Here is an 18,017-nt window from a genome sequence, read left to right as displayed (position 1 = left end):
TAAAGTAAAATAGGATTAGGAACGTCTTATCTTTTAATTTTACGTAATTTTGCTATCCAATTTTTTCATTGAATGAACGAATATAAAAAAATATTAAAGTTTGCGAAACCGCATCAAAAATACATTTACGGAAGTTTATTTTTTAATATCCTTTATTCCGTATTTCAGATTGCTTCATTAGGAACAATTTTACCGGTATTGGGAATGCTTTTTGGCACTATAAAACCTGAAAAATATGAAACCGCACCGGTGTATTCGGGTGAAATAACAGACTTTTTCACTTATATAAAAGAATATTCCAACTATTATGTGCAGACCCTGGTAAGCGATTACGGAGCTCTGACTGTGCTTGCCTGGCTGTGTGTCATTACCGCCTTTATGTTCTTTTTAAGAAATGCTTTCAGATATTTTGGTTCTTTATTGCTCATCAACTACCGTGTAGGGGTTACCAAAGATCTTAGAGGAGCCATGTACAGAAAAATCCTTTCTTTACCGGTTTCCTTCTTTACAGAAAGCAGAAAAGGAGATATGATGTCCAGAATGTCCAATGACGTAGGCGAAGTGGAAGGAAACATTTTAGGAAGCTTAATTGAATTAATTAACGCTCCTTTCATGCTGATCAGTACTTTGGTTACTTTATTTTTCTTAAGTCCAGAAATGACTCTTTTCTCATTATTGGTGCTCCCTGTAATGGGAACAATGATTGCCTTGATTGGTAAAAGCCTTAAAAAAGACTCTCATGAAGCCCAACACGAGCTGGGAACCATCTTTTCGATTGTGGATGAAACATTAAAATCTTCAAAGGTTATAAAAATTTTCAATGCTGAAAAGATCATGGATAACCGATTCATGAAGTCTATGAATAAATGGATTTCAAGCTCTATCAGTCTGGGGAAAAAGAAGGAATTAGCGTCGCCAATGAGCGAATTCCTGGGTTCCATTACCTTTCTGATCATCGCCTGGTATGGAGGAAAACAGATTATTGTTGAGCAAAGTATATCTCCGGCTGACTTCCTGGTTTTCCTGGGAATGTTCTTCCAGATACTACCTCCTGCAAAAAGCTTATCCGCTTCCATTTCCAATGTACAGAAAGGGGAAGCCTCTTTAAAAAGAGTATTGGAAATTCTGGACGCAGATGTAAAAATAGAAGAAATTGCAGAACCTGTTTCTATTTCCACTCTTGAAAATAACATTGAATTTAAAAATATCGGATTCTACTATGACAAAGCAAATCTGATCCTTAAAAACTTTAACTTAACAATTCCAAAAGGAAAAACAGTAGCTTTAGTAGGACAAAGCGGAAGCGGAAAAACCACCATTGCCAATCTTTTAGCAAGATTTTATGATGTTTCAGAAGGAGAAATTCTTATTGACGGAACGGATATCAAGCATTTAAAGCTAAACGATTACCGTAAGCTTCTTGGAATGGTTACCCAGGAATCCGTACTATTCAATGATTCCGTGTACAACAATATCCTGATGGGTAAGCCTGATGCTACCCGTGAAGAGGTAATTGCTGCAGCTAAAATTGCTAATGCAGACTCCTTTATTTCCAATCTGGCAGAAGGATATGACACTAATATCGGGGATGACGGAAACAAGCTTTCCGGAGGCCAGAAACAAAGAGTATCCATCGCAAGAGCCGTATTGAAAAATCCACCGATTATGATCCTGGATGAAGCCACATCAGCATTAGATACGGAATCTGAAAGATTTGTACAGGATGCCCTGGAAAAAATGATGGAAAACAGGACTTCTCTAGTGATTGCCCACCGTCTTTCCACGATTCAAAAAGCAGACTGGATTGTTGTTATGGAAAAAGGAGACATTGTAGAACAAGGCACACATCATGAGCTTATTGCTAAAAAAGGGATGTATAACAAGCTTGTTGAGCTACAAAACTTTGACTAATCTTTAATTAATTTTAAAAATGAACCCTATACAAGAGTATTTCTACAGAATCGAAGAACCTGAAAGAAGTACTCTTTTATTTTTACGGAAGGCTATTTTAGATTCGGATCGGGAAAATATCACAGAAACATTAAGCTTCGGACTTCCTTTTATCAAATACAAAAAGAAAATGCTGTGCTATTTCTATTATAGCAAGAAATATAAAAAGCATTACCTGAGCTTTTACCACGGTGACAAACTTGATTATCCGGAACTCATCCAGGACGGCAGGAAGAAGTTTAAAATCCTTTTAATTGATGTGGAAGAAGATCTGCCAGTAAAGTTTATTTTAAGCTTGCTGGACGAGATAAAACCGTATATCAAATAGACAGAAAACATACATATTAATAGCTGTCAACAGAATTTAATTAAAAATTGAAGCTGGGATAGATGTTTCTCTTTTTTTATTGATGGAGTTTACCTTAGAAAAAGAAATAAAAAAACTCCCGCAGATTTTGCCGGTCCGCAAATGATATTTTCATCCATTTGCTTAATTTGCAAAATCTGCGAGAGACTATAATTAATCGTTGATTTTAATTTTTCAATCTGGCAATAACATCTAAGCCCCCTTTTGTAATATCTCCGATCTTACAGACAATTTCAGTGTCCAAAGGCAGGAAAACATCCATTCTTGATCCGAACTTAATGAATCCGAACTCATGCCCTGCTTTTGCCTGATCTCCTTCATTACAATAGAAAACAATCCTTCTTGCCACATATCCTGCAATCTGTCTGAATACCACTCTATGATGGGTAAGCGTTTCAACGGCTACAGTTGTTCTCTCATTATCTGTAGATGATTTCTCATGCCATGCTACCAGATATTTTCCGGGATGGTATTTTTTATAAACCACTTTTCCTGTAACCGGGTATCTGCAAATATGCACATTCAGTGGAGACATGAAGATAGAGACCTGAATGGCTTTTCCTTTCACAAATTCATTCTCCTCCACTTCCTTGATCATTACCACTTTTCCATCCACCGGAGCGATTACATTTTCTTTGTGATCAAGAATGTTACGGTCAGGTACTCTGAAAAACCAGAATACAAGTCCATAAATAACCAATAAAGGCATAATGATCACTAATGACCACATTTTAAGGAAATAAATAGCTAAAGCTCCTAATATGACAAAAACCAGGGTAGCTACGGTAATTGTTCCTTTTGATTCTCTATGTAATTTCATGAGATTAAATAAATTTTTCTAAAATAAAGTACAAATATACGACAGGAACACAGATTATGAAACTATCCAGTCTATCTAAAACTCCTCCATGTCCGGGAATAATGTTCCCACTGTCTTTCACCCCGAAATTTCTTTTCAGCTGACTCTCTACCAGGTCTCCCAACGGAGCAAAAGCTGCCACCAGGAATCCCACCACCATCCAGTTCCCTCTGAGCTCCGGCTGGTAATGTTCTATAAAGTAGGATAAAATCAAGGTTAAAACAACGCCCCCTGCATAGCCTTCCCATGTCTTTTTGGGAGATATTTTAGGGGCCATTTTATGTTTTCCGAAGAATTTCCCTACCAGATACGCAAAGGTATCACTGCTCCAGATCAGGATAAACAAAAAAAGAACTTCCAGAGAGAAAGAATTGTTATAACTGGAAAACTTTGGCAGTCCCAGGGCAAAACTAAACGGGAGCGCCACGTAAATAACGGAAAAAATCAGTTTCCCGCTATCATAATATAATTCGCTGGGATATTTAAACAAGGTCACTACAGCTATCCCGATGAGGGCAAGCGCTAATATTTCACTCAACCTGAAATCAAAAAAGAAATCATGATGAAAATATCGTTTGGAGAAAACATACAATATAAAAATCACCAGTGGGAAAACCACCCATTTTTCATAACCTTTTCCAAACTTCATGATTTTAACACATTCCCAGGTACCTACAATCAGCAGTAAACTGATCAGTCCATGATAGAGGTATTGCTGCTGGATAAGGCCGGGAGACAGATGATTGATCAGTTGTGCTCCAAGCGGAGTTGTACAAAGAATGATAATGGCTACATACACTAAGCCTGAAATGGTTCTTTGAATGAGATTTTTGTCCAAAATTTAAAATTTATAAGTGGTTGCCTAATCTTCAAGCAGCAATAAAAACAATTTTGTATTGGAATTGGAAGAACTGTCCATTTTAGACTGGCTTCCACTGATGGAAGTGAGGTTCTTGATATTTCCGTTTCTTTTTATTTTCCCCATTGCATCATTGAGATTATTGACAATCTGTGAAACATTGGCAATGATAATAATTTTATCCGGTAATCTTGAAGAGTGGTAATGGAGAATATTATTGTGAGAAAGCATGATCCTTCCGTCATAGGCAATCAGATATTCACAAGTAATAAATGCTGCATCATTTGACGGGGCCAGTTCTGATGTATAGGAACTCTTCACTACATTCAGGAAGTTCTGAAGTTCTTTATCCCAACAGAAAAGGTTGCTGATTCCTTCTATCTTGATAATTTGATTTAAAGTTTGTAGAGCCTCCGCTTCATCTGCACAATAATTGAAAAATCCCCCTGAATGCGTAAATAATTGCGCAAACTTATAGTCGAGATCCGCATTCTTAAGCGAGTCCCCAAGTTTCTCCAGGCTCTGTTTTTCCTCTTCCTCAGGCTGGTTGGTAAGTTTGCTTACAATCCTCTTGAATAAATTCAACTTAATCTATTTTTAGTCAACTTTATACAAAAATAGAAAATAATTACAATAGATTCTAAAAATGTCTCTTGAAATATGAAAAAACCTGACAATTTTAAAGCTGTCAGGTTTCCATTTACTTTATTTTTTAAGAATTTTAAAGCTGTGTCGGGCTTTCAGGAGCCTGAATTTCGCTTTCTTCTTCTTTATCCTTGATCTGAGGTGTCTCCAATATTTCTTCCTTTTCTTTTTCAGGAATAGTATTGGTTACAGGCTTCTCTGTCAATTCAGGATCCCATGCTCTTTTTCCGAATATTTCTTCTAAATCTTCCCGGAAGATCACCTCTTTTTCTAAAAGTTTATTGGCTAAAGCATCCAGTTTATCTTTATTTTCAGCAAGGATTCTTACTGCCCTTTCATATTGATTTTCGATAATTGATTTAATCTCTGCATCAATTTTAGTTGCTGTTTCTTCAGAATAAGGCTTTCCGAAAGAATATTCAGACTGTCCTGAACTGTCATAGTAAGAAATATTACCGATATTCGGGCTTAATCCATAGATCGTAACCATCGCCTGGGCTCTTTTCGTTACTGTCTCCAGGTCAGAAAGTGCTCCTGTGGAAATATTATTAAAGATTACCTGCTCTGCCGCCCTTCCTCCTAAAGTAGCACACATTTCATCCAGCATCTGCTCGGTAGTGGTCAGCTGTCTTTCCTCAGGAAGATACCATGCTGCTCCTAATGAGCGTCCTCTCGGAACAATAGTTACTTTTAAAAGTGGAGAAGCATGTTCTACCAACCAGGAAATTGTCGCATGTCCTGCTTCGTGATAAGCTACTCTCTTCTTCTCAGATGGCTTGATTGCCTTATTTTTCTTTTCAAGACCTCCAATGATTCTGTCTACGGCATCTAGGAAGTCCTGTTTGGTTACAGAAGTATGGTTATTTCTTGCTGCAATAAGGGCTGCCTCGTTACAAACGTTCGCAATATCAGCACCACTGAATCCAGGGGTTTGCTTAGCAAGGAATTCCCTGTCTACATTATCATCCAGTTTAATTTTCTTCAGGTGAACATCAAAAATCTGTCTTCTTTCATGAAGTTCCGGAAGGTCTACATAAATTGAACGGTCAAAACGTCCTGCTCTCATCAAAGCTTTATCAAGGATATCCGCTCTGTTGGTTGCTGCCATAACGATCACATTCGTATCGGTTCCGAAACCATCCATTTCTGTAAGAAGCTGGTTCAGGGTATTTTCTCTTTCATCATTTCCGCCGGAGAAATTATTTTTTCCTCTTGCGCGCCCGATGGCATCAATTTCATCGATAAAAATGATCGCCGGAGATTTGGCTTTCGCCTGAGCAAAAAGGTCTCTTACCCTTGAAGCCCCTACTCCTACAAACATTTCCACAAAATCAGAACCCGAAAGGGAGAAGAAAGGAACTTTTGCTTCGCCGGCCACCGCTTTCGCCAATAATGTTTTACCGGTTCCCGGAGGACCTACCAAAAGTACTCCTTTAGGAATTTTTCCGCCCAGTTTGGTATATTTTTCAGAATTTTTTAAGAAATCAACGACTTCCTGTACTTCTTCTTTAGCACCTTCCAGTCCTGCAACATCTTTAAATGTTACCTGAATTCTTTCTTTTTCATCAAAAAGCTTCGCTTTGGATTTTCCGATAGAGAAAATTTGTCCACCGGGACCTCCGCCACCGCCCATCTTTCTGAAAAGAAGGAAATAAAACAGTCCTAAAATTGCAATCCAGATTAAGGCTGACACTAAGATATCCATGAACGGGTTTTTCCCTGCTCCATAATCTTTTGTGGTCTTAATCGCCGGATCTGCGGCTTTTATCTGATCAAATTTTTGAAGGAAAAGCTGAAGGTCACCATATTTCACAGAAAAATCTGCTTTAGGAGCCATATCAAATGCAGAAAGCGGGTTATTTTCGCTGGCAGATTTATTCACCATGGCCGTCTTTGCTACTTTAGTCAAGAAAACATCAGCTTTCTCCGTGTCTTTGTATATAATAATATTCTGGACTTTCCCTGCCTGCATTTCTCTGAAGAAACCATCTTCATCAATAGATTTTGCACTATCCCCTCCTAAGAAATTGGAACCAAAGAATAGCAAAAGAGCTATGATTGCAATAGGAAAAAACCAGTTGAATCCTTTATTGTTCATTTATACTTTTTAAAATTTATAATTACTCGTTTTCAATTTTGGTAATGACAGCGTCACCCCAAAGCTCTTCTATGTCATAGTACTCACGTACCTGTTTTTGAAATATATGAACTACCACCGAAACATAATCCACCAGTACCCACATTGCATTCTCAGTTCCTTCTACATGCCAAGGTCTTTCTTTCAGCTCGTTTCTTACTTTCTTCTCTACACTTCCCGCCAATGCTGCTACCTGTGTATTTGAGTTTCCACTGCATATTACGAACGTTTCTGCCACTGAGTTTTCGATGTTTGAAAGATCAAAGACCATGATATCTTCTCCTTTTACATCCTGGATAGCTTCAACGATTTTATCTAATAATTCTTGTTTTTCTGTTGTTTTATTCATTAAAAATATACTATAATCTGCAAATTTATTGTTTTTTCTTTACTTTAACCTTACTTTTACCCCCTTAATGTCTTAAAGTTTTCTTAAATGAGTCAACTATTCTACCTGAAAGAGTGTTCTTCTACTAATGACGAAATATCAAAGTTTTTACTTTATGAGAGTTCAGATTTTATAGGCCTCCATACTTTTAATCAGACAAAAGGTCGTGGCCAGTATGGAAATGTATGGACTCAGACTGCCGAAAAAAATCTGGCATATACGCTGGCAGTGAATATTCAAAACATCCTGTGTTCCGACTTTATCTTCAATTATTATACCGCAATTATTATCCGGGATTTCCTTGCCAAATTGGCTGATTATGACGTAAAGATCAAATGGCCGAATGATATCATCCTTAAAGGTAAAAAAATCGTCGGAATTTTAATTGAAAAGAAAAAAATTAATCAAAATAATTATTTCATCATAGGAGCCGGAATCAATATCCTTCAGGATAAATTCGAAGCTATATCTAACGCAGGCTCTCTTCTGACACAGACAGGCAAGCAATTTGACCTTGAAGAGCTGGCATTGAGCCTTCATGAATTCGTGTCTGAAAAACTGAAAAATATTCCCAGCGACCGGGAAATTCTTGATGAATTCAATAAACATTTGTTCCGAAAGGATGAGATCTCAGTTTTTGAGATTGAAAAAGAACGACAAAATGGCATCATCCGGAAGGCAGATGAACGAGGTGAACTGTGGATCGAACTGGAAGACGGAATGCGCTCTTTTTATCACAAAGAAGTAAAGCTTCTCTACTGATTGGCTCTTTTAAGGTAAAGATAAAGCGTAAGGGGCAGGAATACCAGATTGGGCAGCCACATTGCTAAAGCCGGAGGTAAGCTTTTATTTTCTGAAACAACCTTCAAGGCTTCAAAGGAGAACACAAAAAGGAAAGCTAATGAAATCCCTATTGCCAGGTTAATTCCGAGCCCTCCTCTTTTCTTTTGAGAAGAGAGCGAGAGTGCCAAAAAGGTCAGGATAACAATAGAAACAGGCATTGAAGTCCTTTGATACAGCTCATTCAGGTAAGAATTCAGGTTGCTGTTTCCCCTGGCTTTTTCCCTTTCAATAAATTTTAAGAGCTCAGGAGTGGTTTTGTTCTGGCCAAGGAGTTCATTAGGAAAAAGTTCTTCGGGGGAATGTCCGTAATTTTTTCTCAACTCCGATCCGTTACCCAATTTTTCAGTATTGTCTTTATTGATCGTTTTTTCAAGGTAATTATTCAAAACAAACTGCTTTTTGGTATTATCCCAGTATACTTCTCCTGCCTTCAGCTCATAAATCATTCTCCTGTTTTTATCAAACTTCTGATAAATAAAGCTGGAGCCTCTTTTTTCTCTTTTGTTCCAGGAATCTACAAAGATATACTCCGTTTTACTCAGCTGTGAAGAGGCCGGAGCTGTCCCTAATATTTTTTCTTTATTGGCCGCATTGTAAGTATAGGCTTCCAGTTCATTTTTTTTGATATTGGCCCATGGCAGTACCATATGATTCACCGTAAGGGAAATCAGGGCGATCAGTATGGAAGTATACAGATAAGGTTTTGCAAACCGGTGAAAGCTTGCCCCACTACTGATAATGGCAACAATTTCGGTATTATTGGCCATTCTCGAGGTAAAATAAATTACTGTAATAAATACCAGAATAGACAGGAAGGTCACCACAAGATTAATAATCCAGAAAGGATAAAAATGGATGAGGAAATACACCAGATCCAATTTAGGATCTATGGCTTTGGCATTTTCTATCCTGGGAATCTTTTGCTGGACATCGATTACGAGTACAACTATAGACAACAGTATCAGCATGAAACTGAACGTTCCAAGATATTTTTTGATGATATATCTGTCTATAATTTTAAGCATACTTTTTTTTTATAGTCTTTGTCTCAGGATTGGAACTACAGCGTTTTTCCATTCGTAGAAATCTCCTGCCAGGATATGTTCTCTTGCCACTTTTACCAGATCCAGATAAAATGCAAGATTATGAACAGAAGCAATCTGTTTTGCCAGATATTCCTTTGACACGAATAAATGACGAAGGTACGCTTTTGAATATTCTCTGTCTACAAAGCTGGTTCCGAATTCGTCCAATGGCGAGAAGTCACGTTTCCATTTTTCATTTTTAAGATTCATGACCCCATTCCAGGTAAAAAGCATTGCGTTTCTTGCATTCCTTGTAGGCATTACGCAATCCATCATATCAATACCCAATCCGATAGATTCCAGGATATTCCACGGAGTACCTACCCCCATCAGATATCTTGGTTTTTCTTTTGGAAGAATATCGGTAACCTCATCGGTAATTCTATACATTTCTTCTTCGGGCTCCCCTACCGAAAGGCCTCCGATTGCATTTCCTTCTGCACCTGCTTCTGAAATAACTTCAGCAGATATTTTCCTTAAATCCGAATAGGTAGATCCCTGCACAATCGGGAAAAGCCTTTGCTTATGTCCGTATAGCTCGGGGTTATTATTGGTCCAATCGATACATCTTTTCAGCCAACGATGCGTCAGCTCCATGGATGATTTTGCCTGGTTGTAATCACAAGGATAAGGAGTACATTCGTCAAAAGCCATAAAAATATCGGCCCCGATCTGTCTCTGGATCTCCATTGATCTTTCCGGGGAGAACATGTGATAACTTCCGTCGATATGAGATTTGAACCTCGCCCCTTCTTCTGTCATTTTCCTGCTGCCCGCCAATGAAAACACCTGGAAACCTCCCGAATCTGTAAGTATAGGCAGATCCCAGTTCATAAATTTATGCAATCCGCCAGCATCCTGCATTGTTTCCATACCCGGACGCAGGTAAAGGTGATAGGTATTACCCAAAATAATCTGGGCTTTTATGTCTTCTTTTAATTCTCTCTGATGAACTGTCTTTACACTTGCTACAGTTCCCACAGGCATAAAAATGGGAGTCTGAATTTTCCCGTGATCTGTGGTTATCTCCCCTGCTCTTGCTTTTCCTTCAGAGGTTTTTTCTATATTAAAAAATTTCATCCGTATTCTTTTTACATATCATCGTTACCCGATGACCGTTGCTTTTACTAAAAACGTGCCTTACCTTACAAGGGCCGGCGGGTTTCCGTTTTGTTTCAGCTTATCTTTTACATATTGAGCTGCCTTCGGATCTTTCTTTAACAAAATTTCCTGGGCATCGTTAGCAATATCCTGCATTTTTTCTTTAATTACATAATACTTGAAGCTTTCAATAAAGTCATCAGGTTTTATATGATGAGATTTCAGAATAAATCTGGTTCCGGCCTCCATATTTTTATCCGGATAAACGAAATTTGCCTGATCATTGATCATCAAATCTGCAATGACTTCCGCCATCACATTCTCATCAATAAGGTTTTTAGGTTTATCAATATAATCACTGCAGGAAAACATGGTCAATACCACAAAAACACAGATCAGCTTTTTCACCAGCCTATCTTTACATTTTGCAATGGTCTCCCGGAACTCATGTTTTTCCATAGAAAAATTGTTCATGCAGTGTTTCATAACCTGTTGATTATTGATTTCCACTTTAAGTTTAAAACTCCAAACACAGCTTCATGGATAATTCCCCCGTTCATTTTGCTTTCTCCTAGCACCCTGTTGGTGAATATAATAGGAACCTCTACAATTTTAAAGCCTTTTTTATATGCCCTGAATTTCATTTCTATCTGGAATCCATAGCCTTTCAATCTCACATTATCCAATCCGATTTCTTCCAATACTTTCCGGGAAAAGCATACAAAACCGGCTGTAGTGTCATGAATCGGAAGTCCTAAAATAAACCTCACATATTTTGACGCAAAATAGGAAAGCAATACCCTTCCCATTGGCCAGTTAACCACATTCACTCCTTTTGAATAACGGGAACCGATAGCCATATCCGCGTTTAAACAAGCTTCAAAAAGCTTGGGTAAATCATTAGGGTTATGCGACAAATCGGCATCCATTTCAAAAATATAATCATATTTATTTTCAATGGCCCATTTAAATCCATGGATATAAGCCTTTCCCAAACCGTCTTTAACATGTCTTACCGACAGGTGCAGATATTGGGGATAGTTCTTTTGCATTTCTTTTACAACCTCTGCCGTTCCGTCCGGAGAAGAATCATCCACTACTAAAACATGAAAGTCATCTTCCAATGCAAAAACCGCGGAAATAATATTTTCAATATTTTCCTTTTCGTTATAGGTTGGGATAATGACTAGTTTTTTCATTTCAGTTTGCAAAGATAGTTTATTTAACCTTTTTATTTTATACAAAATAATCTATAATTTTGCAAAAATATTTATCATTGGATTCAATGAATTAAATGAAAGCGTTATTCAGCTGTTCTGATAATTTGTAATTAATGATAATATATTTTAACGTCAGATTCACAGATCAGGTTAAAAGAGAAATCTATGCCAGCTATGTTGTTTGCCGTTAATAACCCCAAAAAACGTAAAATTTGCCGTCATCACAAAACTTCATCAATCATGTAAGAATACCTGAGAACAACGATTGGGTAATCTTCATCCTCGTGGGTTGTATATTTTTATATGTTTTTATGATGAACATCATAGAAAGAGACGCCAGCCTGAAAGATTTTCTGCTTCAAAAATACTTTGATGCAAGCAATAACCTGCCAAGCTGGTTCATTACCTCTTGTGTAACGGCTCTTACCCTTTCTGTTTTAATTTCACAATACATTCCTGTGGTTCCGAAATATATTGCGGATTTGCAGGTACTGGGCTATCAGCTGAATAAATTTGGATATACCTTCCTGATCGTTGTATTTTTTTATGGTATAAAATCAGCATTAGGATTTTTATTTTATCAAAGTATAGGAGATGGAAAAAAATGGACAATTTTTTATTTTACCTCTACCAAATTTTATTTCATCCTGTCATTTTTACTGATAATCTTATGTGTAGCCCATTATTACTTCCCTATCGACAGAAATAAAATGTTTTTATACTACTTCTGTTTCTTTTCTTTTGTGTTCATTTTCAAAGTATTTTTCTACTTATTTCACAAGAACAAGATTCTTCCGGAAAAATGGTATTATAAATTTTTGTATATTTGCACCCTCCAAATCGCACCATTATTACTGCTTTGGAAGTTGTTATTTTTTTAATAAATGTCAATGATGAGAATAAAGTCCATATTGGTTTCTCAACCAGCGCCTAGTGAATCTTCTCCATACTTGGATATTGCGAAGAAGGAAAAAATAAAGATTGATTTCCGTCCATTTATCCATGTCGAAGGAGTTGACAATAAAGAACTGAGAACTCAGAAAATAGATCTGACGCAATACACTGGAATTATTTTTACCAGTAAGAATGCGATTGACCATTATTTCAGATTGGCAGAAGAGCTGCGTTTTGCAGTTCCTGATACGATGAGATATATCTGCCAGTCGGAAGCCATTGCCAATTATCTGCAGAAACATATTGTCTACAGAAAAAGAAAAATCAGCTTCGGGGAGAAAAATTTCTCTGACCTGCTTCCTCTTTTTAAAAAATTCCCAACTGAAAAATACCTGTTGCCATCTTCAGATGTTTTAAGTCCGGATATTGTGAAGACTCTGGATTCTGCCAATGTTGAATGGACAAGGGCCATTATGTACCGTACCGTATGCAGTGACCTGACTGATATCAACATTAAGGACTACGATATGCTGATCTTCTTCAGCCCCCAGGGCATCAAGTCTCTGCAACAGAACTTCCCTGATTTCAAACAGGATGAAACAAAGATCGGAGTTTTTGGAAACACCACGCTGGCTGCTGCGGAAGAAGCCGGATTAAAAGTAGATTTAATGGCCCCTACGAAGGAAACACCATCCATGACTATGGCCCTTGAAAAATATATTAAAGCACTTCACAAGTAGTCTTTAAACCCGAAAATAAAACTGCCATCTTTTCAATACGAGGAAAGATGGTTTTTTTTTAACTAAATTTGAACAAAAATTAATATTAAATGAAACGTCCTTTATTAAAGGTTTTCAAAAGGAAAAATAAAAAAGGACGGACCTGACCTCAAATAAACCATTAAATTATCCGGATGAAAGCTCCACAAGCAAAAAAAATAGAAAAAATATTAGAAACTCATGGCGACAGAAGAATTGACAATTACTTCTGGCTCAACGAGAGGGAAAATCCCGAAGTCATCAAATATCTTGAAGAAGAAAATGCTTACGAAGAATTCATCATGAAAGACACTGAAGCCCTTCAGGAAGAGCTTTTTGAAGAAATGAAAGCACGTTACAAAAAAGATGACGAATCCCTTCCTTACTTCTTCAATGAATATTGGTATATCGTACGTTACGAAGAAGGCAAAGAATACCCCATTTTCTGCAGAAAATACCAAAGCCTGGATCATCAGGAAGAAATTGTACTGGATGTTAATATACTGGCAGAAGGTAAAGAGTATTTCGAAGTGGGAAGCGTTGCCGTAAGCCCTGATAATGAACTGGCCTCTTTTTCGGCCGATGATGTAGGAAGAAGAATCTATACCCTGAACTTCAAAAATTTAAAAACAGGAGAAATCCTCCCTGACCAGATTCTCAATACAACCGGAAAAGCAGTATGGGCTAATGATAACAAACATGTTTTTTATATCAGAAAGGATAAAAGCCTCCGGGCCTTTCAGGTGTATAGACATGAACTGGGCACTGATGCATCAGAAGATGTTTTGATTTTCCACGAAGAGGATGAAACTTTTGACGTCAATGTTTTTAAAACAAAATCTTTACAATATATTTTTATCGCAAGTTCCAGTACTATCTCAGATGAGCACCGTTTCATTCCTGCAGATAATGTTTTTGCTGACTGGACAATTATTCAGCCAAGAATAGATGACCTGGAATATTCCGTAGAGCATTATGAGGATGAATTCTATATCATCACAAACGCTGATGATGCTTTCAATTTCAAAATTGTAAAAACAAAGATCAACCATTGTGGTATGGAAAACTGGGTAGATGTAATTCCGCACCGGGCTGAAGTTTTATTGGAAGGCTTTGAAATTTTTAAGGATTATCTTGTCCTTGAAGAAAGAGAAAAAGGCCTGCTCCAAATCAGGATTATTGATGAAAAAAAACAGGAATCTTATTATCTCCCTTTCTCAGATCCTACTTACACCGCCTATATTGGCATCAATCTGGAATTTGATACGGAAGTATTACGCTATGGCTATACTTCTCTGACTCAGCCAAGCTCTACCTATGAGTATAATATGAAAGAAAAGACAACAAAGCTTTTAAAACAACAGGAAGTTTTGGGCGGAAAGTTTTTTCCTGAAAATTATATCTCTGAAAGAATCTGGGCTGATTCCCGGGATGGTAAAACGAAAATTCCGGTTTCTCTAGTTTACCATAAAGACACTCAGAAATCTGCCGATACTCCGCTTTTATTATATGGTTATGGCAGCTATGGACATACTGTGGATGCAAGCTTTTCAAATGTAAGGTTATCCCTTCTTGACCGTGGCTTTATTTATGCCATTGCTCATATCCGTGGTGGAGAATACCTGGGAAGGGAGTGGTACGAAGACGGAAAAATGCTGTTTAAGAAAAATACATTCTTTGATTTTATTGATGCCGGGAAATATCTGATCAAAGAGAATTACACGTCATCAAAACACATGTATGCTATGGGCGGCAGCGCTGGTGGCCTTTTGGTAGGAGCTGTGGTTAATTACGAACCCCGGTTGTTTAACGGAATTGTAGCACAGGTTCCTTTTGTAGATGTGGTAACAACCATGCTGGATGACACCATTCCTTTAACCACCGGAGAATATGATGAATGGGGAAATCCAAATGATAAAGAATATTACCAGTATATGAAAGAATATTCTCCTTATGACAATGTAGAAGCTAAAGAATATCCGCATATGCTTATTACAACAGGCTTTCATGATTCACAGGTTCAGTATTGGGAGCCTGCAAAATGGACTGCAAAACTGAGAGAACTCAAGACAGACAATAACATTCTGATCTTTAAAACAGATATGAGCTCAGGTCATGGCGGTGCAAGCGGAAGATTTGAATCCCTGAAAGAAGATGCGCTTGAATATGCGTTTTTATTGAAGATTGATAACAAAGGATAAAAGAGTTAATCATATAAGATTAAGATAACTTCTCCTTTTAAAAATAACCAAAGGAAGAAATTAAACAGTAACAACATTAATTATTAATCATCATTTATCAATTATATGAACGAGTCCGAATATTGGAAAAAGATAGAACAGTTTTTTGAAGATAACTTCCAGACTGAAAAAAATCCCCCGATTGAAACCCTGTTGTTTTTAATAGGACTGCAGGAACTGGGGAGTGGACAGCAGAAATATACCAAAGATGACAAAGTCAACCTGATTCATATTGCCGTATGCAGGCTGCTGGAGCCTTTTGGGTATTATAAGTTCACCCACTATGAAGACGGATGGCCACAGTTTGAAAAGCTGGAAGACCTTCCGGAGCTTAAACCTAACGAGCAAACTTTGCTTATGAAAAAAGCAATTATTCAATATTTCCAGGAGGAAGAATTGATTTAAAAGAGCTGTATCCGTGGATTGACGCCTGTTTTAGGGAACCGGTAATCCGCAGAACCTCATGAAATACTACCAAATGCAGGCTTTAAGGCCTGCATTTTTCATTAAAAATGAACAATTTGTTAATAAATACCATATTGTAAATAACATTTAGTTAACATAGGATTCGTGTTCATTCCCAATATATTACAATTTAAAATGGACTTTTCTTTGTTCTTCATTTCATTGTGATCAACAAAAAAATTGCATTTTCTCCCATAAACAGGGCGTTTATACCATATTAGTTTTGTATTTTAGGCTCACCAGACCACATTCTTTCAGCCCTTTTGCTGTGCGCTGATTTCCCTCAGAATATTATGGTCAATTTCTTCAAACCCCAGGTTTGGAAAAAAAGGCAACCCATGTATATCCGATTCATTCTATGAATACGGACAGATAAAATATTGAATAAAAATACACCATCTAAAAAATTGAAAACCATGTATTTCAAAAAATACTTCTGAACAAAACGGATTTTAAAATTAAATAGAATCGAATATGAAAAAAATTAACACTTCTTTGATGTTGATCATTTTTAGTCTGGCCTTTCCACAAGTAGGAATTTCAAAAAACAAAAGTGCCGGGATTCACAGTAAAGCTATTTTACAGGTAGATGGCCAATATGGCGGAAAAAGTTGGGGAATGTTACTCCCCGAAGTTTCCACTCCGGAAAACCTTCCCCTCTACAATGCAGCTCCTGATAAAGAAATGACAGGAATGATGATGTTTGAAAAGACGCATGCTACCTTTTACTCTTATGACGGAACGCAATGGAATAACGAGCCTGCACCTGCAGCTTCCGGTTTCAATAAAAAGCAAAGCAGGTTTCTATCTACGGCCAATGAAGAGACGAGTGTGGTTTGCGTCCTTCTCGGATGTGGGCGGCACGTAGGCCTGGGATTCAGTGCGCCGGTTGATGGCATCCAGTCTTATAATAACCTTAATATAACAAGGGAGACAGCCATAGTACCGGGAGGAGGCTTATATGGCGACAAAAGTTTTGATAACGCAAAATTTGTAATTAATGAACCCGGTGTCTATGATATCTATCTGAATATTCCATCGAAAACCGGTGGAGCCGTTTCTTTAACGAGCGGACCTCAATATCAGTTAAGAGCTTATCTAAAGCAGGATGACGGAAGTTACAGTGAGGCAAAACTCAGTACTTTCTTCCCTGATTATTATGGAATCCTTGGTATTGGCGGCGATACCAACACTGCAGCGTTTACCACCACCAGAATTCGTTTGAAAGCCGGAGACTATATCATATCCAGGATACATTCTCCCCTGGCAACAGTATCTGTAGTGGTTACTTTAACGGCCGCCACGGGGATTAATATTGCCAAATATTATCCACGAGAAATAATGTTCACTAAAATAAGCGATTAAAATGACCATAAAAACAATTACCCTCAAAACCATTATTCTGATCACTACAGGACAATGGGGATATGCTCAGGTAAAAATGGGCAACAGACCTGAAATCATACATCCAAGAGCTGTATTACATGTAGAAAGCAATACAAAAGGCATCATGCTCCCTGTCGTGGAAAACCATACTGAACTTCCCCATTATAATTCCGCATTACCTGATCTGTATGAAAACAGCCCTAAAGATAACGGGCTCGTGTTTTATAATAAAGAAATTAGAGATGTTGTAAAATACGATGGATACAGATGGATAGCCGCTACAGAAAAAAGTATTAAAAATTATAAAAATGTAAGCATACTGGGCTCTAACGCTTCAGATCATACTGTTGCCAACGTATTAGGAATTACGGGGCGTCCAACCTTAGTATTTAACGTTCTCAATGATATTGACAGGAATAATGTAAATAATCTGGGAGTAACCGTCAATTCTAACGGAGAAATTACCATTCCGGCCGATGGTTTTTACAGAATCAATCCATCGGTAAAAACAAGTAGTGCCGGAGGCTTATCTGTAGGTAATGCAGCTACTATTGTTTCCCTGCAGGCTCTGTACGTGAATGCCCAGGGAGACGGCTGGCAAAAAATACATGAAAACAGCTTTCTCTTATATGGATTACTGGTCACAGCAGGTAGCTCCAATTCCATCAACAGTTTTTCCACTATAAAATTTCTACATGCCGGAGATCAAATCCGTCTGAGAGCAGGCATCCAAGCTGATACCGGATTGAATGTAGGAACAGGAGTTACCTTTAAAATGAGCGATAAGGATACCTTTTTATACATTGAAAAATTAAATTAA

At 37.6% G+C, this 18,017-nt stretch carries 18 protein-coding genes; 9 read left to right on the top strand and 9 right to left on the bottom strand.

Translation table 11 applies throughout. The features are described 5' to 3' along the window. The first annotated feature begins 72 nt into the window (after positions 1 to 72). On the top strand, positions 73 to 1,911 hold the full coding sequence (locus tag OK18_RS09180) for an ABC transporter ATP-binding protein (RefSeq protein ID WP_050021628.1): 1,839 nt from the start codon (positions 73 to 75) through the stop codon (positions 1,909 to 1,911). Between the two features lie 19 nt (positions 1,912 to 1,930). Further along, positions 1,931 to 2,278, top strand: a complete 348-nt coding sequence (locus OK18_RS09175) for a hypothetical protein (RefSeq protein WP_053327811.1) — start codon at positions 1,931 to 1,933, stop codon at positions 2,276 to 2,278. 205 nt (positions 2,279 to 2,483) lie between these two features. Here the strand turns inward: OK18_RS09175 and OK18_RS09170 are convergent, their stop codons facing one another. The 5 genes from OK18_RS09170 to rsfS form a co-directional block, all read right to left on the bottom strand. After that, a complete protein-coding gene (locus OK18_RS09170; RefSeq protein WP_053327810.1) occupies positions 2,484 to 3,137 on the bottom strand; it encodes a phosphatidylserine decarboxylase family protein in 654 nt (217 codons plus the stop codon). A gap of 4 nt (positions 3,138 to 3,141) precedes the next feature. Continuing rightward, positions 3,142 to 4,014, bottom strand: coding sequence for a phosphatidate cytidylyltransferase (locus tag OK18_RS09165; RefSeq protein WP_050021625.1), 873 nt, complete (start codon positions 4,012 to 4,014; stop codon positions 3,142 to 3,144). A gap of 24 nt (positions 4,015 to 4,038) precedes the next feature. Beyond that, a complete protein-coding gene (locus OK18_RS09160; RefSeq protein WP_050021624.1) occupies positions 4,039 to 4,620 on the bottom strand; it encodes an LUD domain-containing protein in 582 nt (193 codons plus the stop codon). 136 nt (positions 4,621 to 4,756) lie between these two features. Continuing rightward, the gene (ftsH, locus tag OK18_RS09155) at positions 4,757 to 6,778 is read right to left on the bottom strand and encodes an ATP-dependent zinc metalloprotease FtsH (protein ID WP_053327809.1); all 2,022 of its coding nucleotides are present in this window, start codon (positions 6,776 to 6,778) and stop codon (positions 4,757 to 4,759) included. A 22-nt stretch (positions 6,779 to 6,800) separates the two neighbouring features. Beyond that, positions 6,801 to 7,166: a ribosome silencing factor gene (rsfS, locus tag OK18_RS09150; protein WP_050021622.1), complete on the bottom strand. Its 366-nt coding sequence runs from the start codon at positions 7,164 to 7,166 to the stop codon at positions 6,801 to 6,803. Between the two features lie 87 nt (positions 7,167 to 7,253). Here rsfS and OK18_RS09145 point away from each other — a divergent pair, with 87 nt between their 5' ends. Continuing rightward, positions 7,254 to 7,967, top strand: coding sequence for a biotin--[acetyl-CoA-carboxylase] ligase (locus OK18_RS09145; RefSeq protein WP_053327808.1), 714 nt, complete (start codon positions 7,254 to 7,256; stop codon positions 7,965 to 7,967). Here OK18_RS09145 and OK18_RS09140 read toward each other — a convergent pair. From OK18_RS09140 to OK18_RS09125, 4 genes are read right to left on the bottom strand one after another with little or no spacing between them, the layout of a single operon-like run. Next, on the bottom strand, positions 7,961 to 9,073 hold the full coding sequence (locus OK18_RS09140; RefSeq protein ID WP_053327807.1) for an LptF/LptG family permease: 1,113 nt from the start codon (positions 9,071 to 9,073) through the stop codon (positions 7,961 to 7,963). The genes OK18_RS09145 and OK18_RS09140 overlap by 7 nt on opposite strands. 9 nt (positions 9,074 to 9,082) lie before the next feature. Then, a complete protein-coding gene (gene tgt, locus OK18_RS09135; RefSeq protein ID WP_053327806.1) occupies positions 9,083 to 10,213 on the bottom strand; it encodes a tRNA guanosine(34) transglycosylase Tgt in 1,131 nt (376 codons plus the stop codon). 60 nt (positions 10,214 to 10,273) lie between these two features. After that, positions 10,274 to 10,693: a DUF4296 domain-containing protein gene (locus tag OK18_RS09130; RefSeq protein WP_082129264.1), complete on the bottom strand. Its 420-nt coding sequence runs from the start codon at positions 10,691 to 10,693 to the stop codon at positions 10,274 to 10,276. A 23-nt stretch (positions 10,694 to 10,716) separates the two neighbouring features. Then, positions 10,717 to 11,433, bottom strand: a complete 717-nt coding sequence (locus tag OK18_RS09125; RefSeq protein WP_053327805.1) for a polyprenol monophosphomannose synthase — start codon at positions 11,431 to 11,433, stop codon at positions 10,717 to 10,719. A 233-nt stretch (positions 11,434 to 11,666) separates the two neighbouring features. On the opposite strand from OK18_RS09125, the gene OK18_RS09120 reads away from it, so the two are divergent. The 6 genes from OK18_RS09120 to OK18_RS09095 all read left to right on the top strand — a co-directional run bounded on the left by OK18_RS09120 (position 11,667) and on the right by OK18_RS09095 (position 18,017). Continuing rightward, positions 11,667 to 12,335 (top strand): DUF4271 domain-containing protein, encoded by a 669-nt coding sequence (locus OK18_RS09120; RefSeq protein ID WP_053327804.1) that lies wholly within the window; start codon positions 11,667 to 11,669, stop codon positions 12,333 to 12,335. Positions 12,336 to 12,347: 12 nt separating this feature from the next. After that, the gene (locus OK18_RS09115) at positions 12,348 to 13,088 is read left to right on the top strand and encodes a uroporphyrinogen-III synthase (RefSeq protein WP_034721908.1); all 741 of its coding nucleotides are present in this window, start codon (positions 12,348 to 12,350) and stop codon (positions 13,086 to 13,088) included. A 173-nt stretch (positions 13,089 to 13,261) separates the two neighbouring features. Then, complete coding sequence (locus tag OK18_RS09110) at positions 13,262 to 15,307, top strand: S9 family peptidase (RefSeq protein WP_053327803.1); 2,046 nt, start codon at positions 13,262 to 13,264, stop codon at positions 15,305 to 15,307. Positions 15,308 to 15,412: 105 nt separating this feature from the next. Then, positions 15,413 to 15,751 carry a hypothetical protein gene (locus OK18_RS09105; RefSeq protein WP_050021616.1) on the top strand — a complete coding sequence of 113 codons (339 nt, stop codon included), beginning with the start codon at positions 15,413 to 15,415 and terminating at the stop codon, positions 15,749 to 15,751. A 534-nt stretch (positions 15,752 to 16,285) separates the two neighbouring features. Beyond that, positions 16,286 to 17,176: a hypothetical protein gene (locus OK18_RS09100; RefSeq protein ID WP_053327802.1), complete on the top strand. Its 891-nt coding sequence runs from the start codon at positions 16,286 to 16,288 to the stop codon at positions 17,174 to 17,176. A gap of 1 nt (position 17,177) precedes the next feature. Beyond that, positions 17,178 to 18,017 carry a hypothetical protein gene (locus tag OK18_RS09095; RefSeq protein WP_053327801.1) on the top strand — a complete coding sequence of 280 codons (840 nt, stop codon included), beginning with the start codon at positions 17,178 to 17,180 and terminating at the stop codon, positions 18,015 to 18,017.

The sequence above is a fragment of the Chryseobacterium gallinarum genome (genome assembly GCF_001021975.1).
GTDB lineage: Bacteria > Bacteroidota > Bacteroidia > Flavobacteriales > Weeksellaceae > Chryseobacterium > Chryseobacterium gallinarum.
The sequence above is the reverse complement of the archived record's forward strand: the minus strand, read 5'-3'. Positions and strand labels throughout refer to the sequence as shown.

Excerpts from the sequence above, each read along its gene's own strand:
- OK18_RS09180 (WP_050021628.1), top strand. The coding sequence starts at position 73 with ATGAACGAATATAAAAAAATATTAAAGTTTGCGAAACCGCATCAAAAA.
- OK18_RS09175 (WP_053327811.1), top strand. The coding sequence starts at position 1,931 with ATGAACCCTATACAAGAGTATTTCTACAGAATCGAAGAACCTGAAAGA.
- OK18_RS09170 (WP_053327810.1), bottom strand. The coding sequence starts at position 3,137 with ATGAAATTACATAGAGAATCAAAAGGAACAATTACCGTAGCTACCCTG.
- ftsH (WP_053327809.1), bottom strand. The coding sequence starts at position 6,778 with ATGAACAATAAAGGATTCAACTGGTTTTTTCCTATTGCAATCATAGCT.
- rsfS (WP_050021622.1), bottom strand. The coding sequence starts at position 7,166 with ATGAATAAAACAACAGAAAAACAAGAATTATTAGATAAAATCGTTGAA.
- OK18_RS09145 (WP_053327808.1), top strand. The coding sequence starts at position 7,254 with ATGAGTCAACTATTCTACCTGAAAGAGTGTTCTTCTACTAATGACGAA.
- OK18_RS09140 (WP_053327807.1), bottom strand. The coding sequence starts at position 9,073 with ATGCTTAAAATTATAGACAGATATATCATCAAAAAATATCTTGGAACG.
- tgt (WP_053327806.1), bottom strand. The coding sequence starts at position 10,213 with ATGAAATTTTTTAATATAGAAAAAACCTCTGAAGGAAAAGCAAGAGCA.
- OK18_RS09130 (WP_082129264.1), bottom strand. The coding sequence starts at position 10,693 with ATGGAAAAACATGAGTTCCGGGAGACCATTGCAAAATGTAAAGATAGG.
- OK18_RS09125 (WP_053327805.1), bottom strand. The coding sequence starts at position 11,433 with ATGAAAAAACTAGTCATTATCCCAACCTATAACGAAAAGGAAAATATT.
- OK18_RS09115 (WP_034721908.1), top strand. The coding sequence starts at position 12,348 with ATGAGAATAAAGTCCATATTGGTTTCTCAACCAGCGCCTAGTGAATCT.
- OK18_RS09110 (WP_053327803.1), top strand. The coding sequence starts at position 13,262 with ATGAAAGCTCCACAAGCAAAAAAAATAGAAAAAATATTAGAAACTCAT.
- OK18_RS09105 (WP_050021616.1), top strand. The coding sequence starts at position 15,413 with ATGAACGAGTCCGAATATTGGAAAAAGATAGAACAGTTTTTTGAAGAT.
- OK18_RS09100 (WP_053327802.1), top strand. The coding sequence starts at position 16,286 with ATGAAAAAAATTAACACTTCTTTGATGTTGATCATTTTTAGTCTGGCC.
- OK18_RS09095 (WP_053327801.1), top strand. The coding sequence starts at position 17,178 with ATGACCATAAAAACAATTACCCTCAAAACCATTATTCTGATCACTACA.